This window comes from Bacillus sp. PK3_68 (assembly GCF_003600835.1).
GTDB lineage: Bacteria > Bacillota > Bacilli > Bacillales > Domibacillaceae > Pseudobacillus.
In genome coordinates, this window is sequence record NZ_NQYC01000001.1 from 654,533 (window position 1) to 680,925 (window position 26,393).

Annotated in this window: 28 protein-coding genes and 3 pseudogenes; 7 read left to right on the forward strand and 24 right to left on the reverse strand. The window is 35.4% G+C overall.

Annotated features, from left to right (window positions below):
- Nucleotides 1-75 precede the first annotated feature (75 nt).
- Both CJ483_RS24355 and CJ483_RS03360 read right to left on the reverse strand, forming a co-directional pair.
- Nucleotides 76-297 (reverse strand): hypothetical protein, encoded by a 222-nt coding sequence (locus CJ483_RS24355; RefSeq protein WP_120031920.1) that lies wholly within the window; start codon nucleotides 295-297, stop codon nucleotides 76-78.
- Between the two features lie 383 nt (nucleotides 298-680).
- Nucleotides 681-860: a DUF6440 family protein gene (locus CJ483_RS03360; protein ID WP_120031922.1), complete on the reverse strand. Its 180-nt coding sequence runs from the start codon at nucleotides 858-860 to the stop codon at nucleotides 681-683.
- Nucleotides 861-1,325: 465 nt separating this feature from the next.
- Between CJ483_RS03360 and CJ483_RS25645 the strand changes: the two are divergent.
- Together CJ483_RS25645 and CJ483_RS03370 are read left to right on the forward strand one after the other, a co-directional pair.
- A pseudogene (locus tag CJ483_RS25645) lies at nucleotides 1,326-1,472 on the forward strand (23S rRNA (adenine(2503)-C(8))-methyltransferase ClbB); the annotation flags it as partial.
- A gap of 474 nt (nucleotides 1,473-1,946) precedes the next feature.
- Nucleotides 1,947-3,425: an Lsa family ABC-F type ribosomal protection protein gene (locus CJ483_RS03370; protein WP_120031927.1), complete on the forward strand. Its 1,479-nt coding sequence runs from the start codon at nucleotides 1,947-1,949 to the stop codon at nucleotides 3,423-3,425.
- A gap of 629 nt (nucleotides 3,426-4,054) precedes the next feature.
- Here the strand turns inward: CJ483_RS03370 and satA are convergent.
- Both satA and CJ483_RS03385 read right to left on the reverse strand, forming a co-directional pair.
- Nucleotides 4,055-4,576, reverse strand: coding sequence for a streptothricin N-acetyltransferase SatA (satA, locus tag CJ483_RS03380; RefSeq protein WP_120031929.1), 522 nt, complete (start codon nucleotides 4,574-4,576; stop codon nucleotides 4,055-4,057).
- Nucleotides 4,577-4,681: 105 nt separating this feature from the next.
- On the reverse strand, nucleotides 4,682-5,887 hold the full coding sequence (locus CJ483_RS03385) for a DUF3221 domain-containing protein (RefSeq protein WP_120031931.1): 1,206 nt from the start codon (nucleotides 5,885-5,887) through the stop codon (nucleotides 4,682-4,684).
- A gap of 1,303 nt (nucleotides 5,888-7,190) precedes the next feature.
- Here CJ483_RS03385 and cspC point away from each other — a divergent pair.
- Entirely contained in the window at nucleotides 7,191-7,394 is a 204-nt protein-coding gene (cspC, locus tag CJ483_RS03400; RefSeq protein WP_120031937.1) for a cold shock protein CspC, read from the forward strand.
- 420 nt (nucleotides 7,395-7,814) lie between these two features.
- Here cspC and CJ483_RS03405 read toward each other — a convergent pair whose 3' ends face one another.
- The 3 genes from CJ483_RS03405 to CJ483_RS03420 all read right to left on the reverse strand — a co-directional run bounded on the left by CJ483_RS03405 (nucleotide 7,815) and on the right by CJ483_RS03420 (nucleotide 11,497).
- Nucleotides 7,815-7,979, reverse strand: coding sequence for a BC1881 family protein (locus CJ483_RS03405; protein ID WP_120031939.1), 165 nt, complete (start codon nucleotides 7,977-7,979; stop codon nucleotides 7,815-7,817).
- A 525-nt stretch (nucleotides 7,980-8,504) separates the two neighbouring features.
- Entirely contained in the window at nucleotides 8,505-8,966 is a 462-nt protein-coding gene (locus CJ483_RS03410; protein WP_120031941.1) for a CarD family transcriptional regulator, read from the reverse strand.
- A gap of 995 nt (nucleotides 8,967-9,961) precedes the next feature.
- A complete protein-coding gene (locus CJ483_RS03420; RefSeq protein WP_120031945.1) occupies nucleotides 9,962-11,497 on the reverse strand; it encodes a serine hydrolase domain-containing protein in 1,536 nt (511 codons plus the stop codon).
- A 1,284-nt stretch (nucleotides 11,498-12,781) separates the two neighbouring features.
- Between CJ483_RS03420 and CJ483_RS03430 the strand changes: the two genes are divergently transcribed.
- Entirely contained in the window at nucleotides 12,782-13,054 is a 273-nt protein-coding gene (locus tag CJ483_RS03430) for a hypothetical protein (protein ID WP_120031947.1), read from the forward strand.
- 290 nt (nucleotides 13,055-13,344) lie between these two features.
- Here the strand turns inward: CJ483_RS03430 and CJ483_RS25650 are convergent, their stop codons facing one another.
- From CJ483_RS25650 to CJ483_RS03445, 3 genes and pseudogenes are all read right to left on the reverse strand, one after another.
- Nucleotides 13,345-13,719, reverse strand: coding sequence for a CBO0543 family protein (locus tag CJ483_RS25650; protein ID WP_481747732.1), 375 nt, complete (start codon nucleotides 13,717-13,719; stop codon nucleotides 13,345-13,347).
- A 90-nt stretch (nucleotides 13,720-13,809) separates the two neighbouring features.
- Nucleotides 13,810-14,273, reverse strand: a pseudogene (locus tag CJ483_RS03440) (hypothetical protein).
- A gap of 5 nt (nucleotides 14,274-14,278) precedes the next feature.
- Nucleotides 14,279-15,067 (reverse strand): hypothetical protein, encoded by a 789-nt coding sequence (locus CJ483_RS03445; RefSeq protein WP_120031951.1) that lies wholly within the window; start codon nucleotides 15,065-15,067, stop codon nucleotides 14,279-14,281.
- A 510-nt stretch (nucleotides 15,068-15,577) separates the two neighbouring features.
- On the opposite strand from CJ483_RS03445, the gene CJ483_RS03450 reads away from it, so the two are divergent.
- Entirely contained in the window at nucleotides 15,578-15,925 is a 348-nt protein-coding gene (locus CJ483_RS03450) for a hypothetical protein (protein WP_120031953.1), read from the forward strand.
- Nucleotides 15,926-16,506: 581 nt separating this feature from the next.
- Here CJ483_RS03450 and CJ483_RS03455 read toward each other — a convergent pair.
- From CJ483_RS03455 to CJ483_RS24920, 6 genes and pseudogenes are all read right to left on the reverse strand, one after another.
- The gene (locus CJ483_RS03455; RefSeq protein WP_120031955.1) at nucleotides 16,507-16,689 is read right to left on the reverse strand and encodes a YfhD family protein; all 183 of its coding nucleotides are present in this window, start codon (nucleotides 16,687-16,689) and stop codon (nucleotides 16,507-16,509) included.
- Nucleotides 16,690-17,084: 395 nt separating this feature from the next.
- The gene (locus CJ483_RS03460) at nucleotides 17,085-17,537 is read right to left on the reverse strand and encodes a hypothetical protein (RefSeq protein ID WP_120031957.1); all 453 of its coding nucleotides are present in this window, start codon (nucleotides 17,535-17,537) and stop codon (nucleotides 17,085-17,087) included.
- Between the two features lie 179 nt (nucleotides 17,538-17,716).
- Entirely contained in the window at nucleotides 17,717-18,301 is a 585-nt protein-coding gene (locus CJ483_RS03465) for a TetR/AcrR family transcriptional regulator (protein WP_120031959.1), read from the reverse strand.
- Nucleotides 18,302-18,308: 7 nt separating this feature from the next.
- The gene (locus CJ483_RS03470) at nucleotides 18,309-19,061 is read right to left on the reverse strand and encodes an alpha/beta fold hydrolase (protein WP_120031962.1); all 753 of its coding nucleotides are present in this window, start codon (nucleotides 19,059-19,061) and stop codon (nucleotides 18,309-18,311) included.
- 159 nt (nucleotides 19,062-19,220) lie between these two features.
- Nucleotides 19,221-19,673, reverse strand: coding sequence for a DUF5063 domain-containing protein (locus tag CJ483_RS03475; protein WP_120031964.1), 453 nt, complete (start codon nucleotides 19,671-19,673; stop codon nucleotides 19,221-19,223).
- 26 nt (nucleotides 19,674-19,699) lie between these two features.
- Nucleotides 19,700-19,918, reverse strand: a pseudogene (locus CJ483_RS24920) (IS1595 family transposase); the annotation flags it as partial.
- A gap of 126 nt (nucleotides 19,919-20,044) precedes the next feature.
- On the opposite strand from CJ483_RS24920, the gene CJ483_RS03480 reads away from it, so the two are divergent.
- Entirely contained in the window at nucleotides 20,045-20,737 is a 693-nt protein-coding gene (locus CJ483_RS03480; RefSeq protein WP_120031966.1) for a hypothetical protein, read from the forward strand.
- Nucleotides 20,738-20,966: 229 nt separating this feature from the next.
- Here the strand turns inward: CJ483_RS03480 and CJ483_RS24360 are convergent, their stop codons facing one another.
- The 3 genes from CJ483_RS24360 to CJ483_RS03490 all read right to left on the reverse strand — a co-directional run bounded on the left by CJ483_RS24360 (nucleotide 20,967) and on the right by CJ483_RS03490 (nucleotide 22,117).
- Entirely contained in the window at nucleotides 20,967-21,131 is a 165-nt protein-coding gene (locus CJ483_RS24360) for a hypothetical protein (protein ID WP_182916952.1), read from the reverse strand.
- A 348-nt stretch (nucleotides 21,132-21,479) separates the two neighbouring features.
- Entirely contained in the window at nucleotides 21,480-21,677 is a 198-nt protein-coding gene (locus tag CJ483_RS03485) for a hypothetical protein (RefSeq protein ID WP_120031968.1), read from the reverse strand.
- 230 nt (nucleotides 21,678-21,907) lie between these two features.
- Nucleotides 21,908-22,117, reverse strand: coding sequence for a hypothetical protein (locus CJ483_RS03490; RefSeq protein ID WP_120031970.1), 210 nt, complete (start codon nucleotides 22,115-22,117; stop codon nucleotides 21,908-21,910).
- Between the two features lie 202 nt (nucleotides 22,118-22,319).
- Here CJ483_RS03490 and CJ483_RS03495 point away from each other — a divergent pair, with 202 nt between their 5' ends.
- Nucleotides 22,320-22,598: a hypothetical protein gene (locus CJ483_RS03495; RefSeq protein WP_120031972.1), complete on the forward strand. Its 279-nt coding sequence runs from the start codon at nucleotides 22,320-22,322 to the stop codon at nucleotides 22,596-22,598.
- Nucleotides 22,599-22,702: 104 nt separating this feature from the next.
- On the opposite strand, the gene CJ483_RS03500 is transcribed toward CJ483_RS03495, so the two are convergent.
- The 5 genes from CJ483_RS03500 to CJ483_RS03520 form a co-directional block, all read right to left on the reverse strand.
- Entirely contained in the window at nucleotides 22,703-22,918 is a 216-nt protein-coding gene (locus tag CJ483_RS03500) for a hypothetical protein (protein ID WP_120031974.1), read from the reverse strand.
- A gap of 54 nt (nucleotides 22,919-22,972) precedes the next feature.
- Nucleotides 22,973-23,266 (reverse strand): hypothetical protein, encoded by a 294-nt coding sequence (locus CJ483_RS03505; RefSeq protein ID WP_120031976.1) that lies wholly within the window; start codon nucleotides 23,264-23,266, stop codon nucleotides 22,973-22,975.
- A gap of 150 nt (nucleotides 23,267-23,416) precedes the next feature.
- Nucleotides 23,417-23,680 carry a hypothetical protein gene (locus tag CJ483_RS03510; protein WP_120031978.1) on the reverse strand — a complete coding sequence of 88 codons (264 nt, stop codon included), beginning with the start codon at nucleotides 23,678-23,680 and terminating at the stop codon, nucleotides 23,417-23,419.
- 111 nt (nucleotides 23,681-23,791) lie between these two features.
- Nucleotides 23,792-25,060, reverse strand: a complete 1,269-nt coding sequence (locus CJ483_RS03515; RefSeq protein WP_120037773.1) for a hypothetical protein — start codon at nucleotides 25,058-25,060, stop codon at nucleotides 23,792-23,794.
- A 398-nt stretch (nucleotides 25,061-25,458) separates the two neighbouring features.
- Complete coding sequence (locus CJ483_RS03520; RefSeq protein ID WP_120031980.1) at nucleotides 25,459-26,196, reverse strand: hypothetical protein; 738 nt, start codon at nucleotides 26,194-26,196, stop codon at nucleotides 25,459-25,461.
- Between the last annotated feature and the right edge of the window lie 197 nt (nucleotides 26,197-26,393).

Here is a 26,393-nt window from a genome sequence, read left to right on the forward strand (position 1 = left end):
AAATAAAAAAGCCCCTATCCATTAAGGATAGGGGCTTTCGTCTGTTATTATTCTTGCCTGATTTGCGGATTGAACTCAAAACTCTCGGCTGATATTCTGTTGAGCTATCGTAGCTGATCCCAGCGTGTTAGACACGCCTATCCAAATTGTTTTCTCCTTAGCAAATGGTTGATATCCCAACTTAGCGCCGACTAGTTTGGCTTGCTTCTCCGCTTCTGTGTTCTTTTTAAAAACACCAGTATAGATGCGATACTTTTCCTTTATAACAGCAGCTATCTTTGTCTCTTCCTTATTCAAAAACCATGATGGCCGTTTGTTCCCTGATCACCTTCCTCACTTTGGATTTCTGATAAAACAAAAAAATATATGTATAGTGGCATTGATGATGTGAATAAGGCTTTAGTGAAGATGTATAGAATAAATGAAAACTCGCACTAAAGATACTTAAATTCAGTGCGAGTTTCGCTTTGTTTACCTGGTATCCCTTCTAGTGCAAACAGATGAAGTTTTTTTCAAATTACTCTTATGATTATTGATAGCTTTAGCAGGGTCAATTGCGCTAAAGCACCCATTTGAAAAAAAGTTTGATCATTTTCTACCCTATGTTATTCAACAATCGCGCCCGTTTCAGAAACAAGCGGTTAACGGAGCTCTATTGAATGGGCACTTAAACACGTCCTCTACTTTTTAAAATTCTCATCTAACAAAGGTTTTCCTTCTTGATCAACCATAACAGTTAATCCACTTCCAGCACCCGTCTGATTCAACATGTATAGAACCCCGGTCTGATTATCACGAATAACCTTAAAAATCTCTAATTTCCCTTGGGTATAAATAATTTCAAAACGTTTGCTATCCATTATCCCACTCCCCTTAACCCAATAATTGTTAAAATGATTCATTAATTTTAGATAATCTCCTTAATTTTAGCATATGCACCATTCTCATCATAACTATTCCTCCAGAATATGGCCCTTTAATGGAGGAACATAAACAGAGTTTTACAACATCAATAATAAAAAGAAAAACCCTGTTTTATCATTGAATTTTGATTAAACTTTATTAAAATTATCACTCTTTGTTTCAAAACTACAGCGCTCAGATGATTCCAAGTATTGTAGCAAGTCAATATATGGCTGCTCTTTTCTTTTTATAGTATTTTCCTTTCTTCAGGCCCATTTCAGATAAATTTTGATGTCCTTTGTCTCTTGAGAATAAAATACTTTATTTCAATAATTCTCCGCTCAGTAAAGTCCAAGCTGTTCTCTAATGCACGTTCAATTTGCTTCAATTTTAATTCATTGAGCCGACCCTGCTCACGTACAGAAGGTCATGTTGTTGACTCTTACAAAAAATTAAAATCACCAGGTATTAATGTGACCATCAGAAGTCAATTTAGAATTGATATAGATGCTGCTTGTGGTCAATTGTATGGAATGATCAAAAGAGCAACAAGCAGTAATTTGAGGTAAAGATGGGGCTGAATTGTATTCCATAAAAAAATTTGTTAATATAAAAATACAATTATGAGAGGACTGATGGATGGACAATGATTAACTAATCTATATTTTTATTTGAAATGAATAACTTCAAACTGCAAAATATAGGGTTAGTCTATCCATTTTTACAAATCAGTCTACACTTTATTCGTCATGGTCCCAATGGCAAAAAAAGAACTTATGTAATATAAGTGAAAGGCTAATCCTTCCAATTATAAATTGGGAGGATTTCTTATTCTCTCATAGTTAAGATTGATATTTTTTAACCTGTAACTTTAATCTAATAAAGGAGAGAGAAATGAGCAATTCAGACACTATTGTTACGCATGTAATACTCCGTATAAGTCGTTAATATCCATCAAACTTATGCGGAGAAATTCAGAATAGATGGATGTGCCGACTTTGTATAAGAAGCAAGAATTGTTGATATACAAAGGAGGAATTATCATGTCAATGATACAAGTTCAAGATTTAACTTTTTCTTATCCAGATAGCTTTGACAATATTTTTGAAGGTGTAAACTTTCAAATAGATACGGATTGGAAACTTGGGTTTATCGGTAGAAATGGACGAGGTAAAACAACATTCTTTAATTTATTATTAGGGAATTATGAGTATAGCGGGAAAATCATTTCTTCGGTAGAATTTAATTATTTCCCTTATCCAGTTTCGGATAAAAACAAGTATACTTATGAAATCTTTGAAGAAATTTGCCCCAATGCAGAAGATTGGGAATTTCTTCGTGAAATATCCTATCTAAATGTTGATGCCGAGGTCATGTACCGACCATTTAAAACATTATCAAATGGGGAACAAACAAAGGTGTTGCTTGCTGCACTTTTTTTGACTGAGGGTCAATTTCTATTAATTGATGAGCCTACCAATCATCTAGACACTGATGCACGAAAGATGGTCTCTGATTATCTAAGGAAGAAAAAAGGGTTTATTTTAATTTCACATGACAGAATCTTTTTAGACGGATGCGTTGACCATATCTTATCTATAAATAGGGCAAATATTGAAGTTCAAAGTGGTAACTATTCTTCTTGGAAGTTAAATTTTGATAGACAGCAGGAACACGAAGAGGCAACAAATCAGCGTCTACAAAAAGACATTGGGAGATTAAAACAGTCTTCAAAGCGTTCAGCAGGTTGGTCTAATCAAGTGGAAGCTTCCAAAAATGGAACAACGAATTCGGGCTCTAAGTTGGACAAGGGTTTTGTAGGCCATAAAGCGGCAAAGATGATGAAGAGAGCAAAGAACCTTGAATCAAGGCAACAAAAAGCCATTGAGGAAAAATCAAAGCTGCTAAAAAATGTGGAAAAAACTGAGTCATTAAAATTAGAACCATTGGAATTTCAGTCGAGTGAATTGATTGTTTTAACTGATGTGTCTGTTAAGTACGGTAACCAAATAGTGAATAAGCCAATTAGCTTTAAAGTTGAACAAGGTGACCGAATTGTACTTGATGGAAAGAACGGAAGCGGAAAAAGTAGTATCCTAAAACTAATTCTAGGAAATCCGATACAGCATACAGGCTCAATGAATTTAGGTTCAGGCCTCATTATTTCCTATGTCCAACAAGACACTTCTCATTTGAAGGGACTGTTATCAGACTTTATTGAAGAGCATGAGATTGACGAAACGTTATTTAAATCCATCCTACGTAAGATGGATTTTGACCGAATTCAATTTGAGAAAGATATATCTCATTATTCTGGTGGACAAAAGAAAAAGCTGCTTATAGCCAAAAGTTTATGTGAAAAAGCTCATTTATATATTTGGGATGAGCCGTTAAATTTTATTGATATTTATTCACGCATGCAGATTGAAGAGCTTATCCAAAGATTTAATCCCACAATGGTTATTGTTGAGCATGATCAGGCATTTCAACAAACAGTTGCAACAAAAATTATATCTATGTAGTTAAATATGAAGAACTCAAGATATAATCAGTAAATCAGGTTAGTAAACTATATGGTTCTTTAGTTGAAGAACATAGCTAAAATGAACAAACTTTTTTATAAAAACTAAACATAAATCTGCAAGAGAAGAATCCATTTTGATCAATCTTTTTTCAAAATGGATTCTTTTATTTACCGTAAAATAATGGTTTATGAGTTGTTTAGGAACAAACTTTATTTTAAAGCAACACTATCTCTTGTAGTTGGTGGATGCACTGCATACTTCGGCGCAAAAGAACAGGACAAGACAATACGCCAATCACTCTCTTCTCTTTTGATTTTTGGCAGAACACAAAGTATGCAATCATCATGAGGTTAAGGCGAATGAGGGACAGATGGATAAGGCTTTGGGAAGATGTACTGATGAATAGAACAAACTTCCCACTGAAGCTACATGAATTCAGTGGGAAGTTTGTTCGGATTATCTAGTATCCATTCCAGTGCAAGCAGATGAAGGATTTTTTCAAACTGCTCTTATGATTATTGATCATTTTAGTAAGCTCTATTGTGCTAAAGCACCCATTTGTTTAATAAAAAGAAACTTCAAATAACCAACTCTACTATATATTATATTAAATTACATTTTTTATCTTAAAATTTATAGTACCAAAAAATCGCTATTTCGTTTGCTGTTGGGAAGTTTGAGTAAAGCATAGTATCAACTGCCCCTATTACAAATTGATTTTTGGCATAAAAATTACAAGCTGATACATTAATATCTTGTGTTTCAAGCATAAGGCCGCAAAAGTTATTCTCCTTTGCCCACTCAATAGGTTTATTTAATAATGCTGTTCCTACACCATCTTTTCTATACTCTTTTGCAACAGCAATGTCCTCAATTAATGCATATCCATTCCAATTCGAACGAAGTTTTATCCGCCCAATACAATTTTTTTCAACGTAATAGAAAAAGACAGCCTTCTCTTCTTCTTCAATATAACTGATGTCAATTTCATCATCTTCGTATTGTTTAAAATAAGGTTCAGAAAACTTTTCCACTGTATATTTCCATACATTGTTTTTAAATGCAGGTATAATTCTTCCTGAAACAACGAAACCTTCGTTTGGTTTACAAAAATCCTTCATATTAAATTGATTCATTTTAATTATCATATCAACCTCTCCATCAAAACGAAATTATACGTATTCAATCGTCAGTTTTACTTTATCCTTATGGAACCAAACTGCTCCTTTAGTGCAGTACGCCTGAAATGGCTTTTATTTTTGGTCTTCAATTGTAATAGTTGTGGCAGCTGGATCTGATCCCATTGAACTGGCAAATGTGACGAACCATTTGTCCGTTTTTTTGTTATAGGCAATTTCACGAATGCCTTCTACATCTGGTTTTTCTTCTCGTTGTTCGATAGCTTTTCGAACAATATCTTCTTCAGTTAAATCCGCTCCTTTTGGCTGATAGGTCGGCAAAACGGTAACAAATTTGGCCCTGCCTTGTCCCGGATATGATTCAGCGATCGCTCCTGATGCTTCCACATCAACACGCTGGCCGATCTTCAGCTTTTCGTTTGCTTTTGGAAAGCTGTAATTCACAGCTCCATAATGCTCCGATACTCCGCCGGTTGCGGAGAAATTATCCGGTCTCGCCTGAACCACAAGCATCCTGTCCGCCGATACCTTCATTACCCAGCCTCCTTCATTTGTTTGTTTATACGAGACGGGTTCTTCCGGATATTCAACATCGCGATCTCCAGGAAGCGGAAGCATTCTTCCTTCCTGTTTAAAGTTCATTTTATAATCTGTAAATTGGTCCTTCAGTTTGTTAATCTGCTCGCCTGTTAAAAAGTCATGACCAATTTCAATGGTCCTCGTGATTGTATCTACACTCATATTGAGTTCGACCCTCTCTGGTTCCGGCATGGCGTCTTTCATCGGCTTGATGGCTTTTGACACTTTATACATCAAATCCTGGTTGTCCCATTCACTGTATTCGCTCTCAAACAAGTGAATGTATTTAGCCAGAATTTTTCCTTCATCGACTTGTTTTTGTAGGCGGCGAGCGAGTTCCTTTGCTTTATCATCCGGATCTTTTATGCCAATCCAGACACCGGATTCTTCAGCACCAGATTCCTGGTTTTTCAAGTACAGAATGCCGTACTCATGAAAACTCCCGTAAATGTTTTGAATCGCATTAGTTACCGCTTGAAACTCAATGGACTGAACACCATAATCTTCTTTCAACTCTGGCGTCACTTTGCCCAAATAGCCGCCCGTCAATGTCTCGTCGTGCAATGCCTTTTCATACGCCGCGTCGCGAATCGCTGTATCATCTGCTGTTTGTTCCAACTCCACAAACACGTTTTTCTCCTGTTCTGATGATTGTTTCTGCTCTTTTGGCATCGGTGACTTTTCATCTCCACAGCCAGCGAGCAATGTACCTACTATCAAACTCAACATGAGTTTTTTCATGGAAATTGCCTCCTTTATTTCCACTATATCACAAACAGATGAATGAATATCCTATACGCCCTTTGTTGACATCACACCACAACTTTTTTCCTCATTATAAACTTTTATTAGAGTCACCAGGTCAATATACTGATTATAGCTGCTCACTCCATGGGCTCTTGTCGTTTTTTGACAAACCGAGAATATAGAATTCCCAATTGATTTGTAGGATACCATAGGAAATTGCTTTCAACTTATACACGCTGCGGCGTGTCTTTATTTTAGATGTATGCTAGCTGTAGAACGATAATAAAGTTGTTTGATTTCTCCATGATAAATAAGAGCCTTACTACATTTGATATGTAATAAGGCTTTTAAAAGTTGTTTAAAACTAAATTGAGCTAAAAGAATTGTGTTGCTTAAAAGGGTATTAAAGTTGTTTAATTTTTGTTGAACCATCGCACCTGATAGTTTAAGTACACTTATTCGTAAAAGCAAGATACTTCCCTCTAGAATCATTACCAACAAATTAGTAAAATTTGTTAAACAGCCCTGTAATAAGAAATATACTTACTACGCCCCAAACTGTGGTGCCAACTATCCACCAAACTATGAATGGGGTGGTTGGATTTTTCTTATTAACCATATTCCTTTTTATAAAAACGATAACAATAAATCCAATTAAGATGAAACCAAGAGTTATCCAAAGTAATAAATCCACTCTCTATTCCCTCCATTGACAACCATATATACTCATTTTACCTTAAAAGCATAAATTTGTTATAGAACTAACCTGCACCTATCGTTCAATAAGAATTAAACAACTTTATTGTTATTAAACATTAGCACAGCGAAATCGGAGATTATTTTTGAAGAAATACATTCGTTGTTGCTTGAAGAATATTCTCAAACTAATAATAAAATCAGGAACATATGGATTATCTTTTTCAATTTTATATAACATTTCCCCCTTACTTTTTACAAATGCACCTCATTGGAAAGTCCATAAGTGTATTTGGCATTAAAAAGTGCTGACCTCTGCACAAAATCGTTGCGTGAGTCTTCACATGTGTTCTGTAAGATACACTTCCTCTAATCATCGATTTTGCTTACCGCCTCTGCACTGGTACTCCTGCGTTTAACAAATAACCACACGACTAAAACAATAGTATTAATTTGCAATTTTTTCCGTTTCCTGTTATGATAGAGAAGAATTATTTTTGTTCGGTGTAAAGGATAGTATGAATATCGACTTTTCGTCTTGATGATACTTTGGGCAAGGATAGTAATATAATGTGTGGCAACGCACTAGGAGGCAATAAAAATGGAACAAGGTACAGTGAAATGGTTTAATGCAGAAAAAGGTTTTGGCTTTATCGAACGTGAAAATGGAGACGATGTATTCGTACACTTCTCTGCAATCCAAAGTGACGGATTCAAATCTTTAGACGAAGGTCAAAAAGTAACGTTTGACGTTGAGCAAGGTCCTCGTGGAGCTCAAGCTGCTAACGTTCAAAAAGTTGCTTAATCTCAAATCGATTATACAAACAGGTTCTTTATAGAGAGCCTGTTTTTTTATGCCCTCTATATCATACCCAATAAAAAACCCTGCTCAACGTTCGAGCAGGGAGATGGTACAGGTAATAGAAAAAGATATAAAGCTTCAAAGGTTTGTTTACAGTATAACATACTGGATTGACAATATGCGGAATAGCCAACATAAATGTGACGTGTGCCAACCGCCAAAAGCGTCACGCTACACGAAATATCAATTTCTATTAAATAGAAGTTGGCGCTATTTTATTTTATAGGAGTAATCCATGATAACTCCTACCCTCCCTTTCCTTTTCATCCCGTCACATCAGATGAAATTTATGTATATCCTATTATGATCAGCAGCAAACAAAAAGGATCATCCCTTTTCGTAAAGACTTATCCTTTTCTTTGTTCATTCAACGATCTTTAGGTATTCTTGATTAATTAGAATAACAGCTGGACCATCTACAAGGATTCCACCAACTTCAATTTTTTCATAAGACTCAATCTTAATAGAAGTAACCCCTTTTCGCTTCTTTAACTCGTTACTTAATTCCTGCGTTGGAATGTGTTTCATATCTCCACTCCTTCTTATTGTTTTATCTAATCTTATTATGTTAAATGAATGATAAAATGGTTTCTAGTTCTAGAAATTCTGTTAATTGCTATTGTTGACTATATATTTAGATATTTATGAAAAAAAGATACACAATTCTATTCACTATCACAATAGATGTAAAAAGTTTTTAAAGGTAGAGATAAGATTGATTGTTTTTTCTTCTAGAAATAACCACTAAGATAGTCCTGAAACAATGAAAGCCCTGCCTCTCTTTCATCCTTACGGCTCCTTGTCCGTGCCAGTGTGAATCAGGATTACAAAAATCAAGTGACTATTTTATCGAGTTTTTTGATAAATCTTCAAATGTTCATAGAAGAAATTTAAATAATAAAAATGGATTAGATTGTAGAAATAATAAAAGAGGTTAATGTTCTAAAAGTAATTGAAGAAGTTGAATGTCTTTGAAATGATTTACTTTTAATCATTATGTTCCCGGAAAATTCAGAATGCTCATGGGAATGCCATACATATCTATAATTGACCCTAATAAAAAATTTTGATTTGATTTTCAGTGATTCCTTTAATTACCTCCAGTTCACTAATTAAAAATCCATATGCATTATCCAACATTTTTTTTTCGCTTGCATTAAGTGCTTTTTTTTCCTTCATACGCATTAAATCGCGTACAACTTCCGCACCTTCTTGTATTTCACCCGTCTTTATTTTGTTCGTGTTTATTTTATGCCTTTGCTTCCACGGCAGTAGCTTATCTGATTCTCCATGCTGAAAAATGTGTATGATGTGTTTCAATGCAAGAATATCAGTAACTGGCCGTATACTTGAACTCAATATTTTATGCGTTGGAATCATCACTTGCATATTACCGATTGACATTTTTATGACATAATACTGCTGTCTTTCCCCTAGGAATTCTCTTTCTTCTATGGCTTCAATTATACCTGCTCCGTGCATTGGATAAACAATGTTATCGCCAATTTGAAACATATAATCCACCTCCATATATGGTAACCTTCTTAAGGTTATCATATATGTGTTTTTTTATCAAATATTTAATAATAACACGGTATGTTTTTTATTGTCAATAACTTTTTCTTTAAAAACCAGTTCAATGAAAACAATAAGAAAGGTGTCACATTCCCACTAAAGGAAGGGTCAATTCGTCCGTACATACCCTGAACCTTGGCCAATTAACAGAGATCAGTTTTTCTTTAACCGTTGATCATCTTACTAATACGGCGATTGTCTTCGTTATAAGTATACTTGGCCGCCAGCTGTTCACTAAGAGTCTGGATTTCTACCAGCTCATTGAGTTTATTATGTATAGATTTATACTGCCCGTCCCGTGTCCGGTTATCATCGTCATCATAGGTGTAGGTATGAGAACCTGCTGTCTTCAGTTGGTTGCTTGCATTATACGTATATTCTTTAGTTTTCGTTTGGCCAATGTACAAGTTTCTATCTATATCCTAACTACACGTGCCTCCCCTTTACGCTTTTCCCCCTTCCATAAGCCCAAACCTTTCATGTAACTTATCACATAGAAGAAAAATAAGACGTTCCATCCGAAAGATGAAGGGTCATTTATTAATTTGCACAGGCTGCGCGACAGCTACCATCAATCTGGTATTCCTACATCTGATTTCATAACTTATTTAAACACCAAATCCTCTAGTTCACCAAGCGTACTTACACCTTCTAGTGAGCAAATCACTCTGCTCTTCCCTTTTTTATTGTACATAGGTATAGTTCCATAAAAATCACAAAGTATTCCGTTGAATAATACATTAAAAAAGCCCCCTTGCTAATAGCGGGGGTATACTTTATTCACCAAACAGGCGATATTTTTTGCACAGCTCATCCTGCTCTGCTTTTCATGTTTTCATGTTACTCCTAAAAAGAAAGCTTTTCCTATTAATTTTTATGAATGTCTGAAATCACTTGCTGTTTCATATTTAGTGCAGAAAATTTATTTATTACTATTACAATGAAGCTGAAACATTCTTTCTTGAATTTTTATTATTATGTTTATTCCGCTTTGATTTCTTTGGAAAAAAAACAGTAATTAAAAGTATCAAAAGCCAGGACATTATTAGCAAGAAATTGGTCGTATTGCCTGAAGCTAACCTTAGAGTACTCCATACATAGGCTGCACAAAACAGAAGCGTGCCAATAATAAAGAGCAAGAATATCCTAATCCCTGCTTTGATGTACGGTTTCTTCTCATGTTTGATAATAAAGACTCTTCTGCCGCTTTTCACTTTAACTGCAAATAACAGCAAGTATATTCCCAGTAAGACCCCGAGTACACAAGATATAATTAAGTTATTTTTTCTCAGCTTGGCAATAGAGGAATATCCTTCAGGCATTTCCCCAGTCTCATATTCCATCCAAGAATGATAAACATCCTGCCTTAAGTCTATCCCCCCTTCGCTATTCGTAAGGATAACCAATCCATCTTTTGATGACGGGTTAATACCATAAAAAGAATGCCACCCTCGATTATCACCGGAATGGTAAATTAACTTCTGTTGATCAGGTACGTTTTTTACGAATATCCCCAAACCATTCTCACCTAACACCGGCCTCTGCATTTCCTCTACGCGTTCTTTCTTAATGATTCCATACCCCTTGCTTTTCTGATTGGTGGTATCCATACTTGCCAATATTAATGTCATCATATCGGTTACATTTGTTTTAAGACCTGCAGCGGCTTGTTCGGTAAATTGATAATTTGGAAGCTCTTGCCCAAAATAGCCGTATGCTTTCGAAAGATTAGGATCTTTTGTATCTTGCCGAAACGAACTGGATTTCATTCCTAAAGGCTTCATAATTTGCTCTTCCATATATCGATCAAAAGGCATTTCTGTCACCTCTTCAATGACAAGCTGCAAAATACTATAACCGACGCCAGAGTAAAGCGCCTCTTTACCCGGTTTATTAGTAATTTGCACAGGATCATTCAACCATCCCTTTCCAGACAAAGACTCCTTTATCGAATAGAGAGGCTTTCCCGGTGCCACACCGGGATATCCTTTATGTGGAGATAACCCTGCAGTGTGGCTCAATAACTTTCTAATAGTAACTTCGTTATTATTAAATTTTGAATTAGGCAGTTTCCAACCTTTCAAATACTTTTCAACAGGGGCATCCAGTGACAAACGCCCTTCATCTGCAAGGTGTAGAATTCCCCATGAGGTAAGACTTTTAGATACAGAGCCGGCCTGAAATAAGGTATCCCCATCAATAGGTATCTCTTTTTTCTTATCTACATAACCGTAGGTAAGAGTATACGTAATACGTCCATCATGTATAATTCCAATTGCAACTCCCGGCACACCATAGGTCTGCTGCCATTTTGGCACTCGTTCATCCATCTCTTTCTTGAAGTCTTCCACACTTTCATTAGGATGTATATCCGTTTCTGCTTTTACCGCTTTCGTAAACCACAATTTATCTGCGGTCAATACCGAAATGATTAAACATAAAATCAATAATGCTTTTAGTCTATTCCTCATCTTTGTCTCTCCTGTGTGAATTAAGACTACCGCATTGGATGATTTGGTTTAATCGATCTTTCTTTCATTAATCTTACAAAACTGTCATCCATCTTTAAAACCCTGATATTCAACGATTTTACAAAGTAAAAAAGTTAATGGCCGCTATGGAAGGACAAATAGCTATTCATGTTTCAAACAACGGGAATATGTACAAGTAAATGCGTGCGTTAGGATAAAAACCCCCATCTATCAAAGGGGGACTGATCCCTATCGTCTAACAGGGTGTTTTTATAGTGGATCATCTGAATTGAAAGACCCATTGGGGAACTGTTGAGTGACACTACGTTGTTCCGTTAAAGGGCCAAATTGTTGAGTACCTCTTGAACTACAATATTCTTTGTAATTAAGCAGTAAACCATTTTCTAGAATGCTCTATTAGCAGCTGATACCAGTAAATGATAAAAGCAAAGACAAAATAATATAAAAAAAGGTGGATCCGTTTAAAATTAACTAATTTATAAACGTTAAACTTTTCAAAAAAATAAGTAAGTGGGTAGGAAAAGCTTAAATTCGAAATTAAATTCAAAAGAATATAACGTTTAAATTTTCCAAACGATAAATGGAAAATCCATAGGGTGCCAGCAAAAAACGGACCAAAAATAAAGCTTAAATCATGAAAAATGAGCTCTTTGATTCCTCCTTTAACCCTCCACCATTTATACTTATAGGATAAAAACATCCGCATATAACAAGCGACGAACAAAAGATGGAAACAGGCAAATATTTACGAAATGCATTTTTGGGTAAAAATATAACAGAAGTCCATGCAATAATTATGGATACTATTCGAATTAAATTAGGTATCATTCTTTCTCCCCCTTTTTAGATATTCTGTATTATTTATGGGGAGACTATTCATCTAAAAGGGGCTTGATATTGAAAAGGTTTTCACCTAATTACAGGGAGCGATGGTTAAACAACAAAGAGTAGAAGATAATTAAACTTTTTTATAAAAATCAAATTAACATCTACTGAAGAAGAATCCATTTTGATCAATCTTTTGTCAAAATGGATTTTTTATTTAACGGAAAATAGGGTTTGTGAGGTATTTTTGATTAAGCTTTATCTTAAAACTACCGCACTTCAAGCGTGGTAACATGATTACTGATTAAATAAAAATCAAATGATCTTTAAGTTTGATAATCCGCTTCATCATAACAACTCCATTTCCTTATATTTCTACAAATAGGGAGGTTTCGCCTCTTATCTTGTTGAATATGGTAAAAAGAGGAGGTGTTAAGTATGACTCTCTATATAGTTACTTATGATTTAAATCGTCCAGGGCAAAGATACCATAACTTATTAAAAGTATTACGTCGTTATCCTGATCATCATCATATTTTAAAATCCACTTTTTTAATCAATACCACGGAAACCACTTCACAGATTTCTGAAAAGATTAAAACAGCCGGTTTGGCTGATGCCAATGACAACTACTTGATTACAAAAATAACCAACCCGACACAGGGATGGTTACCAAAATCAACATGGGCTTGGATCAATGAAAGAATTTAAAGACTTTCGCTAGCAAGCATCTTTAAAGATGCTTGCTTTTTTATTTTCTCCTCGAGCTTCCCCCTCACTCTCTTATATGTATCCCGTTTGGTACCCATAATCTCTAAAACACCTCTCTTCTGATAGCTCTTCATCAACAGAAACAGCAGATAATTCCTCTTTCATTTTATCTCCCTCTCAATAAGCACCGCCTTGCGCTATTTGCTTTTATATTTTTTTAGGTTCTCCGTATCCATCCCCGTGACGATCGTGCGCAATCCTGCTAGGCTCCGGTTACTCACTTCCATCTACTATCTGTTAATCTTTTGGACAAACCTCATATTAATCACAAGGGTAAAAAAGATGATTGGGTATAACAATGCAGAATACCAAAGCTTCCACTCATTGTGATAAAAAAATCCAGTCTGTATGGAAACCCATTCAAAAAAAGTGGAGAAAATAGACCAGCATAAGGTGTATAGTAATTTTATTGATATTTTTTGTTCAAAAGGAAAAAAATTAAGAAATAATAAGCTAATTGACGGAAAGTAAAGAATGGTTCCAAAAAATCCCTTCCATTGAAATCCTTTTTGAAAATAGCCATAAAAATCATAATGTAAGTCGAATATCATATCAAACGTCAAACCGTATGCGTAAGCAAAAAAGCATGTGGAATAAATCACCACTTTATCGATCCTTTTCGGAACAAAAAACGCAATTATATTAAAAAGGATAAAAACAATAAAAATAATTATCCACAAATTAATTTTCCTTTCTTACAATTCCTTTATTTTTGCCATACCTAAAGCAAAGTGACTCCAAAGAACATTCTCTATAAACTCCATTTGCGATTCTTCACAATTAACAATTAGAATAACCTCAGAATGCTTTCCTCTTAATAGCCTTCTCTTTTTTTTAGAACTAATTCGATAAAGAGTCTGATTCCGAGTCCACAAACAAACCCGATAAACGCTCCTATAAGTCCCCAATAAATGGGCCCCCATGATAAGACAAATCCGATACTAGCACCAATAACGGAAAAGGCCGTGGCAAGTGCCATTCCTATATCAATCAATGATGTACCATCAGAGCGATGAAGAGAATCAAGTATTTTCCGCTCTTCTATGCGATTATCTAGTGGGACTGCATATATACATTCTTGATTAATCCCTTTTTTCTCCAATGTTGATATAGCCATTTCCAAATAAGAGGTGGTTTCAAAGGTCGAAAAAATTTGTATTTTGTTCATTTTACTTTTTTCCCCTTAAGTATTTTAAATCCGGTAGATTGGTAATTTTCTTTTAAGTGCCTCCTTAAATCTTTTTCAAAAAGCTTATTATTTTCAACTGTATTAGTGTAAGCATCATAAATGGCATATCCATAATGGGAAGGAATAAATAATAACCACTCTGGTTTCAATATAGAAGTTGCTTCCTTCACCTGACCTAAAAACAATAGAGAAACTGCCTCTAGAGCATGTGAAAAGTAAAAAAAGGTAACTAATCCAACGATGATAAATATAGCTGTCAATATTCTGTGTATATATAGTTGTCCTAGACCAGGGATAAACAACGACCAAATGACGGAAAGAGCCGGGTTTCTTTTATCTAGGTAGTTAATTTCTAATGCTCCTAAAGCGAATGTGTTAAAGCGATGATCTTCATGTTCCGCCAAAAGATAAATTCTATTCATATCTACAGTCGTTCGATAACTATCCCAAATACCAAAAAGGTAAACAGGAATGTACATGAGAAGCCACCTAGTATCTAACACGTCTTTAGCCATGTCTATATTTCCTTGAAAAGAATAAATCATGGCAAGGTTGACATTTGCATGGATGTTAACGATAACCTCCCAGATAAATAATGCATATCCTCTAAGGTATTTAGACAAAATCATATGTCCGAAACCCGGGAAGGCTGCTGACCACCATGCGATGATATAAGGACTCCTTAAATGCAATTGAGTAGTTCCAAATATACTTACATGGGCTAAATATCTCCTTGCACTATTATCATTTGTATAGTTATTCATATTAAGCCACCCTTAGACAACGAATATTCATAGGTTTCCCAAATTTTATATTTTTATCCTGTTTTGCTAATGAATCTAAATAGCAGTCAAAAATATGAATAGTCATATTTATCACCTAAAGATGTTAATCAACAAAATAGCCCTTTAATGGCGTAACATAAACGGAGCTTTAGAACATCAACAATAAAAAGGAAAAATCCTGTTTCAACACAGAATTTTGAACACACTTTACTGAAAATTATTAATCTTTCTTTCAAATCTACAGCACTCAGATGATTCCAAGCGCTGTAGCAAGACGATATATGGCCGCTCTTTTCTTCTTAAAGAAACAAACCCGGCACCGGCAAATGCTTAACCTGTGACTCCATTAAAATGCTCATAAAAAAACTCCTTCGCATTTTTTCATGAAATATGCATTAACTATTTACAAACTGCTTATTTCCTAATTCAGCAATGATGGTAAAATATTTATATGACTAGAAATCTATCTTTAGAAAAGGTGGGTCATTCGTGAAGTATTATATTGATTTTCTTTTAGCCATTTTACTAACAGCTTTATCTTATTTCATTGGCAGCCTTGCACTTGGCAATGGGGTATTAGCCTGGCAAGCTCTTATAATTGGTATTTCCGTAGTCTTATTAGGTGCTATTACAGAGGCACTCAAAGCTCCCATGTGGTTGATTATTCTAGTCCCTTTCCCAGTCGGTATGCTTTTGCTTTTTCTCTTTTTACATGAGCCTGTACAAACATGGTTTCTTACATATTTAATCACGTTAGCTATATACTCAGTCATACATGTGATCATGAGTTTCTTTTTTAAATTCCACTCTTTAATCCCTGCTTGGAAATTATCATAATGAAGTCATTTGATAGAAGGGAATCCTATGAAGGGTTCTCTTTTTATGTCACAGTTTGCTGCTGGAAAAGGAAGCTGGTTATCCAAAATTCAAGGAGTCGCCGCTTCAGATAAAACGAAAAAAACCCACTGAACACGCTTGAATTCAGTGAGTTTTTGCTTTAGTTATCCAGTAGCAATGGATGATGATCATCCTAGTTAGAATCGACGAAGTATTTTTTCAAATTCCCCCATGATTTTTACAATAAGGATTCATCACTTTAATAGATCCCATTGCACTAAAACACCAGTTAGCTGAAAATGACTAACTAAGCATCCGTTATAGCCTTTCCTGTTCCCAAACAAGTGTTACAATCTTGGACATAAACGGATTCAACACCTAAAGAAAAAATCCTCTACCTGTGCAATCGGGACATATTCCCCTTTGAAAAATTTTTCTCTTCGTTTTTCTTTTAGATTCCCAAAGAATGTTAACGAAACCATGTAACCACCTCCAAGCTTTATCCCGAGTATCAGTTAGTTACATCTTTTAATCCTATGGAAGCTAATTTAAATAAACTGCAACCTTTAGTAGAAGGACTATTATTGGGTATTATTTTTTCTTGCTTTTGCTCTTTGATCTGCTGCTTTTGAACGTTGTTGAGCAACTAGATCATCCTTATCAGCAAGCTCTTGTGAGAATTCAATATCTCTACCGTCTGACTGAAAAGCCCCGGCTGTATTCGTAATTTGATCGTTATCCTCATTATTTTTGCTTTGGACCATCTTAAAAACCCTCCGATTGAATTGTAGTATACACATAAAGTGTGTAATTTTAATTCACCTTATTCATTTTTTGCTTAGCTTTATTCGAAGCACTTGTTTCTCTAAAGTCCTTACTTTTTTCTCTTCTAATGAGCCAGCCACTAACCAGCCACGTTAATTTAAGGAGAAAATCATAAAAAACAGGACTTTCCCTCGTACTTGATTATCATTTATCAACAGAGATAAGATAACACACTGGTCTCCCTCTTCGTTTTTGATCTTTGACAGAATACAACAAGGCGTCGATGATGTGAATAGTCATGAGGTTAAACAGATGGATAAGGCTTTGGCGAAGATGAATGAAATAAATGACAACACCCACTGAAGAAATTGGAATTCAGTGGGTGTTGCTTTAGTTACCTGGTTCTATAGGTATTCATTCTAGTGAGATTTATCTTTTTCTTTAGGACTATTACTTCTGTTTTTTCTCTTCCATTTTCTGACCAATCAACAGTTATCGTTAATTCTTTTGTTTCTGACGGGACCACTTTATTTATTTCTTCAGCATCTGGAGTAGCCTCTCCTTGCTCGTTCAGAGTATATTCACTTCCACTCAAACCACCCTGTTTCGTCTCCAGTTTGTACCCTAGATGTTCTACCACTTTAGGATTGCTGCCTTTAAACTTTAGATATATAGACGGAGCGATCCCTTTATCTGAATACTCTGTCGTTTGTCCTGTATAAACCTCTGCTCCCCAGCTTTCTCCTTCTCCTCGAAATAATAGATCTTCATCTTTGTTCGAATTACATGCTGCAAGCATAAAAATCACACTCATCACTAACAAAAAACTAAATCGTTGTTTTTTCATCTCAAATCACCTTTGTGTTTTTTTACAACATTTTCACCATGTAAAGGAACAATAGTGTTTGATCGTTGCAAGTTTGTATGCTCTATACAGGTCTGATTCATATAACCCAGCAAGAGTGAGATATTTTTCAAATGACTTTTATGATCTTTGCAATAAAGTTTGATAATTTAAACGGTAAACTAAACACAAAACTCCCGTGTAATCTGTTTCTTTATCTCCTCTATCGGAAATTTCTGTGGATAGGTAGATATCATCAACATAATCCCTTGCAGAACAGATGAAAAATATAACGACCGTTTTCTTGGCTCCTTCTCTCCCATCCTTTCAAATATTTTACACTGGAGTTCAAATTGTCTAGTATTTTCTTCGATAATAAGGCGACTGTATTTAATCAACTCTTCATCAGACTCTGGCTGAGTTTGTAGATGGAGGTAGAATCTATGGACTTCCGGATTTTTGTGAATATTATCAATAGCTCCATTAATTATAAATTTAAGTTGTTCACTAGGTGTCTCCAAGGAGACTGCTTCCGTCATTACTTCAACTACTTCCCCGATTCTAACCTCTACCATTTCAGAAAGCAGCTCTTCTTTTCCTTTGTAATAGTTATAGAGTAACCCTTTCGAAATGCCCGCTTGTTTAGCAATATCGCTTATAGAAGTAGCGTAATATCCCTGTTTCATAAATAACTCCATAGCTGTAGCGCGAATTTTTTCTTTGGATGCTTGGCGAATACGATCATTCTCTTGAGGGGTACGTGGCATTTTAACTTCAATCCTCCATAAAAGCAGTGATTTCCTGATATAAATTTTCAGAATGAGTGAGGGGCAGCATATGGTCGGCATCCTCGATTTCGACGAAACGAATGTTTGGAACCCTACGGAAACAATCGGCAACCCGAAAATTATCTGCCAAGTCCTTTTTCCCAATAAAAAACAAAGTTTCGGGATTCAATTCTTCTAATCGTTCCATTGCTGGTGGTTGAGGCCATTTCATGCAGAAGTCAACAGGCCACTTAAGCATACGCTCGAAATGATGTCTGAGCATTCGGACAATGAGATCTTTGAGCGGACTATCGATAACGACCTGATATGTTGATGAACAAAGGGCAAGCTCTAACATTTTATCAATATTAGGAGCAGCTTCCAATATTTCGTTGTGATATTGCTCAAACTCTTTTGAATAGGAAAAACCAGTCAAGGAAGGAGCAATTAATACGAGTTTTGATACCCTTTCAGGATAATTAAGAGCGAGATCGGTTGCAATCTGTCCTCCCATGGAATGGCCTATAATGGCTGCTTGATTCAGTTCTAGGTCATCCATTAGTGCCAGTACGTCTTCAACATAGTTTACATGTTTTATAGGAGATGGTGATTTACCAGCACCGCGGCCATCAAAAGCAATCACTTTGTAATTCTTAGACAAAAGAGACACTAAAAGTGTCCATTCCCTCAAATCAGTCCCACCACTATGAACAAGAACAACAGGATGACCATTACCAGTGATCTCAAAATATAAATCCAATGCAATCCCTCTCTTCCATACTGAATTTTCAGTTTTATTTTATTATTGAATGAACGTTTAGTCAATAATAAATGTTATTTAATTTTTAGGCTCTGTTAAATGCTATTATCAATTGTTCGTAAAGCTAAATGGACTTATAATTTTAAAGTCCCTTTTGGCTTAAATTAAATCGTTCTTTACTGAATGCAAAGCACGTAAAGCATTTACTGTGTGTGAACCCCAGTGAGCTTCAAAATGAAATTTCCAATGCCAAATTGCTTCGTTAGTCATTTCTTGCTCGAACAATATGATCCCTTCTTTAAGGTCTTTATAAATATCTAAAATATCATCTGATAAGCTTCCGCATTCTGGCTCATCTAATTTATAAAGGTCAAATACTTCCCAGTAATATTCATATTTACCGAAATCAATCTTGGGTAAAGAAATTTCTACTTGTAGTGCTTTTATATTATCAGGTTCAACATCAGGAAGTTGCTGTGCCTTTAAGTATAAGTCTAAAAGGGCAACCAGAAGTTTTTCTATACTTCTTTCCTCAATACAAGTTAATGAATCAATTAAAGTACAATAATGATTAGCCGAGGAAAGGAAACTCCTTACATCCTCATTTTTCATATTTACTCACTCCAATGACAAACAATTTAGCCACTATATTTTGTTAATCTTAATTTTCTATAAGTGGCATTAGTGGATAACAAGCAACTATCAATAACCGCCTTACTTATGATTGTTGAATTATTGCGGAATCTGATTAGATTCAAAAACTAAAACCAACTCAAATAATGGTCGAAGTATTTTGTTGCCGCATCATTAAACCAGGCCAACCAGTCTGTTAAACGGCTATGATAGTGATTGACATTTTAAACATGATAAAGCTTCCCCACGGAACTACTTCCCTTTTCACTTGGAAATACCTTCTAAATATTCTTTTTATCTCCCAATTCAACTGATAGAATATACCTAGAAACTAAAAAGGGGGATGAAAAATGAAAAGATATTGGAAAGTAATTATTTCTACGGTTTTATTGTTAGTCGGCTTCACAGCTTTAAAACCAACAGCAGAAGCAGCAAAGAACCCGATTACACCACAACAAAGCCGAGTTACATACACATTAAAAGATGCGAATGGCGTGCCGTACAAAATCTATTTCGCAGGCGTGAGGGAAAAGAAGGCTATTGCGTCAACAGACCGCAACGACTGGGCGTCTGCTAACAATAGTGAGGCAGATAAGGGCGACTTGCTCTATACGGGTAATTACACGCTCTATACGCATAATCCAAAAACAAGCCACATTAAAAAGTCGAATTTCTACTACAAAAGCTACTTATTGAACGCGACTCGCAAAATGGTTTATACAGTTCCTTCGCGATATAAAGGGCAACCAGACATGTTGATGGTTGCATACTCTATGGGCGACGGCTATGAAGGCGCAGATTGGTTTTATATGAGAAATGGCATACTGACGCAGATTATTTACGGCGACACGCTGCCACACTCAAAGCGTCCACAGGTAATCGGCAAAAATAAATATCAGACCGCTATGTATGATCCTGATGACCGCCGTTGGTACTTCGCAAACATTACAGTTAATCCGACCAAAGCGACGCAAAGCCGTACATTCCCAGAATACAATCATCCTGGCGCTGTTCTCCGCAACTGGAAAAAGCACTGGCAATGAAAATAAGCCCCACTCGTACGAGCGGGGCTTATTGTTCTTGTCTTATTTGTGGGTTAAAATCACGGTGTTCTGTTGGACAGTCATAGTGGATTTAAAAGTATCAAACATGCCTGTCCAGATTCTTCTCTCCCTAGCAAATGGCTTTACTATTATAATTTCTATAACAAAGTTTGATAAATCCTAGTGCACTAAAGCTACCCAAATAAAAACCGATCTTATCTTTATTTTATTAATTTTCTTTCTTCACAGCTTCGCTAGTTAAACGTGCATTATTTAAGCCTTTATCGCTAAATGCATTATCACTATTTAGCCGATCTCCTATTGGTTCTCTATCCATATCATCCTTTAATACACCTGAAATTTTTCCATGTATATTGTTTTCCTTTTGTGACATGATGTGTAACCTCCTTTTCATTTATTATCTGTTGCCCGTAATTTTCTTATACTAGCGCTAATAATAAGAATGTATCTATAGTTATTTTTCATTTCTTCTTCAATTTATATCTTTGTAGAATTGTTATCATTTGCTTTTCCTGCTTTAATTTGCCTGCCACCCCTATGTTTTTACACAGTGCCGGTAAGGACACATGACGGCTTTACCACTTTGCCTGTGAGCGTGTAAGCCTGTTTGGCCTTTTCTCATATTGCTCCTCTCCCTTTATTTTTTCTCTGCTCGTGTCACTCAGTGAATACTTCGTTCAAAAGAAAAAAGCACCCAATTGTTTGGATGCTTACATGAGCGTTATAAATCAACTAAATTCCCGTGAAACCTTGTTATCCCTTCACCTGTTACTTCAATTTCCGCAACTCTTACCGATTGACCTTTAATTGTAACGATATCAGCCTGAAGCATTAGTTGGAGAACGTCGTGATTAACTTCGCTCCCGTACTTCCCTCTCTCTGTTATAATCTCTATATCATATAATTTTTCTTCGTTCATTTAGGACTCTCCTTTCAGAACTATTCTTACTCTTCCCCATTTTAATACAAATAACGTAAATATTCTCTTTTGAAGTCATTTGTAAGTATATTTCCTTATAACCTAGGCACTAACCAAGGGTTTTCAATAATATATGGCACGGTGGACAATTTAGCTGCTACCAGTCCCTCTGTTCTTCTCTGCTGATATTACTTTAAGGATAATTTTATTACAAAAAGAAAGAGCACTCCTTAGGAAGGCTCTTTTAATGGAAACCTGTGTTCAATTATTTTAGTTTCACTTACGTTTCCTCTATTGTTTCTTTGATTGCATTTGGGAGGCTGGTGCCGTTCATTTAAAATAAATGCTATTTGCTCTGCTGAAAGCACGATGTTATGAGTATCTTCTTCTAAACCATCCTCATTTTTAAAAGGATAAATCAATTTATAAACCTCAGCCATGTCTCAACCCTCTTTCACCTTATACATCGGCAAAAAAGAGGAGGTATTAATAATAAAAAGCGCCTGTTACTTTGTTAGGAGCATGAGCTCGTTAATAACAAATACTATTATTATCCAGTCTAAAGCTAGAAAACTCTAACTTACCTGCATACTTTTTTTCCACAGGGAATAGGAACCATAAATGCTTTAAGGAGGTATATCCGTGGATGGAACACGATTAAGATTGGAAGCCAAAAACCTTTATCTGAGAGTTGCTAATGTTACGCGTGACGATAAAAGCTATGTACTTCTAACTGCATATGATAACGCTAATAATGAATTTGTATTGGAACTAACACATGAACAAGCCGGGTGGTTGGAAGACCAATTTTATGCGGCTAATCGTAGGTATGAAGAGAGACTGACACATCCGCACCGAGCAAACGAACCTGTGCACAACCCCATTTTAATGCCAACCGATAGTCAAGAGTCACCTAATTGAATATAAGAAAACCAAACAGCACCTTGAAGAAATTCAGGGTGTTTCGTTTTATAGCTGGCAAAATTCACGATTCATATGCTTCAAGGTTGTTTCTGTGTTGTAACCTACTCAGTAGCTGAATTCCTATTTTTGATTTCAACTTGATAGGCGGTTTCTCCATCTGTAACAAACACGATAAAATCTTTATCATTCATTACGACATCAAAATGATAACTAATTTCTTTATCGTTTATCATATGAAACATCTTTGTTTCGTTGTCATATTCAAATACATTACATTCATTATATCTGACATCACCAGTATAGATAGCTCTTATCATCTCTATTCATTTCTCCTTTGCCAAACGATCTACTCAGCTAGTTTATCAACAATATTATGATATAGCTAGCTCATAAGCCGCACTCTTATGGATTCCTAACTGCCTTTCTGCTGCTGTTACGCTATATCTGTTCAGCCAACAATCCAGCATCGCTTGTTCCCTTTGTTCCACCGCTTTATCCAGCCGACCACTGATATAGACAATCTCTTTCTCATATTTCGCCCCCTCCATCGCTTCTACTATTTCGTATGACAATGAGAAAGAAAAGACAGTAAACGAAGAGGATAGGGCTTTGGCGAAGATGTATTGAATAAATGAAAGAAACCCACTGAAGGTACTTGAATTCAATGGGTTTCTGCTTTAGTTACCTGGTATCAATGGATGATGACCACCCTAGTAAGAAGAGCTGAAGCATTTTTTCAAATTATTATTAGGATTTCTATAGAAAAGTTTGATAAATCCTATCGCACTAAAGCACCTGTTAATGAAAAACCAAGTTTATTCTTTTAAGGCACTCACCAATTGTTTAGCATCTATCATTGACATTCCTTCTTCTTCTCTTAGATACTTTATGGTTTTAATGTCACCTAGGGTTTTCATTTTCTCACTTGCTAAGGCCATCCATTCATCATTGTTTTCAATAGGAGTTAATCTTTTATTCTCTTCCCTTAAAACATTGATTTTCTTAAATTGTCCAAATATTATAATTAAAAATGTCACATTTAAAATTAGGGATGCAATCAAACTCACATCAATACCCATTGTTAAGCCTCCATTCTTGATGTGTCCCAACGATTTTGGCATAAAAACTAGGGACAGATGTCGCCTTAACTCTCATACGGCTTAGAAGTATGAATAAACCATCGGTCTATATTACAATTCACTCAATTCAACTATTTCCCCATTACACGCTTTTACTGCATATTGACAATCCAACTTTCCACATAAAACATAGTAGCCTTCCTCAAAATCATATACATAATATGGTGTCAACTGAATAAAGTCTTTGAGTTGCTCAAATGCTTTCTCTTTTGTGACTTTTATTTCATCGACTTCTTTTAATTCTATATACATTTCTAAAAAAGACTTATTATCCATGAGATTCAACACTTCATAAGTCTTCGAGTCAATGAATAGCTTCATTTTTCTTTTAAATACACGTTCTTCTTGTTCTTTTGCCCTTAGAGTTGCATGGATGTATCCCTTATCCCGATGCAATGACTTTAATACCCATTTTCCTGAATCATTAGCGTACTCTTGACTTAAAAATTTTTGTACAGCACTGATACACTTTTTAACTTCTTCCTCTGTGATGGGCTGCAAATCTGGATGTGGTTCACATCGAAACGCTTGTTCAGGTGTGACATTCTCAATGAGAGAAATTATTTTCCTGTGAAAAGGTTGTTGAATTTGATAATTCCACTCTACCACTTTGTCCATTTGCAAGCGAGATTTATCGTCTACCAAAAACTCAAAAGGCAAAGTAGATGAACAATCATTTTTTATATAAATCTCCTCTATGGCGAAAGCAGGAACGAGCTTGTGCTGCTGCATGATTGGAAATTCGACCAACTTCAATTGTTCCTTAACCAACTCTTCTAATTGTTCAAATGAAAGTGTATACATGTCTTGTTTTACGAGTTTCTTAGAAGGAAACTGTCCAATCACAGAAAATAATATAAGTTTTCCTTCCTCATCAAGTTTACATTCAATGTAACCTGAAGGAGAAACGGCAAAACCATCTATACATTCCTTGAAATGAAGCTCTCTTTCTTCTTCCTTCCAGAACTCAAACTGCTTTTTGTAATTCAGACCTGTTTCCTTTTCAATCCACTTGATGATTCCGTCCTTGTTATTCAAATCAAACGTCATGCTATCAGTGTAGGACCTTCCCCCAACATAAATCACACTTCTGACCTTCCTGGAATGGAGGTCTATCTCGATACACGCTGTTCCCTCCGGATTACAAGTCTCATCCCCCCAATCTTTAATATCATTGGGAAACCATTCCATGCTTAGTGTATAAACCGTTTCATTGAAAATTGTGGTACTACGGTTAATGTGAAATGTATGTAAATGATATTCGTGTAAGCCGTATTTTTCTCTTGTATAATCAACTAATTCTTTTATTCTCTTATCCATTTTCATCCCCTTATACTTTTTGTATTGTGAATAACGTCTGCCATTTGAGAATGTTATTATACTTTTCATGGTAAACCAACACAATTTTACTATATTCTTCTTCATCATTACTGCCCCATTAGTTTAAAAAGAAAATCAAAAAATAGGCCCTTCAATCGTTCTTAATTAACTATTTACGAACAAGTATAAGATAACACACTAATCACCTTTAATTTTTAGCAGCACACAAAGTATATCTATAGAGGGGTGAGTGGTGTAAATAGTCATAAGGTTAGAATGAATCAGGAGCAAACGGATAACTCCCACTGAAGATACGTGAATTCAGTTGGGTTTCGCTTTGATCTCCTATTACTTACAAATAAGAAGCCCTTGATAAGAAAGAATTATGTATAAATTAGTTAATTAGAAGCTTTTAATATTTTTAAGATATTGCTCACCGTATGACTGTCAATTACAGTTCTTAATATAGACTCTCTTTTAAGTGTATTATACTCAGGCACCTCGTAAGTAGGAATATTGATAACTCCTCTAAAGCGATCACTCAAGTACGGTTCTGCAGCTGCTAAGTTAAACAAGTCATCCATTAGATAGATCTCTTCTATATTCTTCAAAGCTTTAAGCAGGAAGTATCGTTCTTTGTCCATCTCACCTTTATGGCGATAGCATTTTGACAGCTCAAGGCAATTATCAACATACTGGTTATTGCTTTCAACAGACTGTTCCAAAAAGTAATAATGTTGTTGTTCATCGATTTCGTCGCTCCAAGATTTCGCTAAATAGATAAGAGATGTAGAAAGTGAATCCATCTCTGCATTCTCTAATAAATTATCCAATAAAATTAATGTGCTTGGATGGATATACCCTTGATGGAAGTATTGAAGCCATGACAGGAATATAGCTGCCTCTGTGTTTGTTTTATCATAATGAAGGATTTTTCTCATACATTTTATGCTCTTAATAAAATCTACTTCCGGTTCTTCTAATACCACTACAGCTAATTTGAAATATAACTCTGAATTAGTAGTCTCTTGGCCTATCTTTTCTGTTAACATTTTTTCTGCATGTGAAATTTTTTGACTTTTTGTTAACATAGTGGACGTAAAGATTTCCTTTAATTTTAAGTCGAAATTATCCATGAAGACCCCTCTCATTGATTATCTTTGTGTAGCTATCGATATTATAACTGATGCTCTACATAACTAGGAAAAGCATTGAATTTTAATAGTTCACTGTTTTTAACGTGAAATATTATTTCTAGTAGTTAATTATCCTTTCGATACGCGGTTTTAATTGAGCTATCACTTAAACAGGACCTAGCTCATAAGAAAAACCG

Coding starts and splice junctions, on each gene's coding strand:
- CJ483_RS03455 (WP_120031955.1), bottom strand. CDS start 16,689: ATGGTCCAAAGCAAAAATAATGAGGATAACGATCAAATTACGAATACA.
- CJ483_RS03515 (WP_120037773.1), bottom strand. CDS start 25,060: ATGGATAAGAGAATAAAAGAATTAGTTGATTATACAAGAGAAAAATAC.
- CJ483_RS03430 (WP_120031947.1), top strand. CDS start 12,782: ATGACTCTCTATATAGTTACTTATGATTTAAATCGTCCAGGGCAAAGA.
- CJ483_RS03510 (WP_120031978.1), bottom strand. CDS start 23,680: ATGGGTATTGATGTGAGTTTGATTGCATCCCTAATTTTAAATGTGACA.
- CJ483_RS03445 (WP_120031951.1), bottom strand. CDS start 15,067: ATGAATAACTATACAAATGATAATAGTGCAAGGAGATATTTAGCCCAT.
- CJ483_RS03420 (WP_120031945.1), bottom strand. CDS start 11,497: ATGAGGAATAGACTAAAAGCATTATTGATTTTATGTTTAATCATTTCG.
- CJ483_RS03410 (WP_120031941.1), bottom strand. CDS start 8,966: ATGTTTCAAATTGGCGATAACATTGTTTATCCAATGCACGGAGCAGGT.
- CJ483_RS03385 (WP_120031931.1), bottom strand. CDS start 5,887: ATGAAAAAACTCATGTTGAGTTTGATAGTAGGTACATTGCTCGCTGGC.
- CJ483_RS03460 (WP_120031957.1), bottom strand. CDS start 17,537: ATGAAAAAACAACGATTTAGTTTTTTGTTAGTGATGAGTGTGATTTTT.
- cspC (WP_120031937.1), top strand. CDS start 7,191: ATGGAACAAGGTACAGTGAAATGGTTTAATGCAGAAAAAGGTTTTGGC.
- CJ483_RS03465 (WP_120031959.1), bottom strand. CDS start 18,301: ATGCCACGTACCCCTCAAGAGAATGATCGTATTCGCCAAGCATCCAAA.
- CJ483_RS24360 (WP_182916952.1), bottom strand. CDS start 21,131: ATGTCACAAAAGGAAAACAATATACATGGAAAAATTTCAGGTGTATTA.
- CJ483_RS03490 (WP_120031970.1), bottom strand. CDS start 22,117: ATGGCTGAGGTTTATAAATTGATTTATCCTTTTAAAAATGAGGATGGT.
- CJ483_RS03520 (WP_120031980.1), bottom strand. CDS start 26,196: ATGGATAATTTCGACTTAAAATTAAAGGAAATCTTTACGTCCACTATG.
- CJ483_RS03485 (WP_120031968.1), bottom strand. CDS start 21,677: ATGAACGAAGAAAAATTATATGATATAGAGATTATAACAGAGAGAGGG.
- CJ483_RS03480 (WP_120031966.1), top strand. CDS start 20,045: ATGAAAAGATATTGGAAAGTAATTATTTCTACGGTTTTATTGTTAGTC.
- CJ483_RS03370 (WP_120031927.1), top strand. CDS start 1,947: ATGTCAATGATACAAGTTCAAGATTTAACTTTTTCTTATCCAGATAGC.
- CJ483_RS03500 (WP_120031974.1), bottom strand. CDS start 22,918: ATGATAAGAGCTATCTATACTGGTGATGTCAGATATAATGAATGTAAT.
- CJ483_RS03405 (WP_120031939.1), bottom strand. CDS start 7,979: ATGAAACACATTCCAACGCAGGAATTAAGTAACGAGTTAAAGAAGCGA.
- satA (WP_120031929.1), bottom strand. CDS start 4,576: ATGATAATTAAAATGAATCAATTTAATATGAAGGATTTTTGTAAACCA.
- CJ483_RS03475 (WP_120031964.1), bottom strand. CDS start 19,673: ATGAAAAATGAGGATGTAAGGAGTTTCCTTTCCTCGGCTAATCATTAT.
- CJ483_RS03360 (WP_120031922.1), bottom strand. CDS start 860: ATGGATAGCAAACGTTTTGAAATTATTTATACCCAAGGGAAATTAGAG.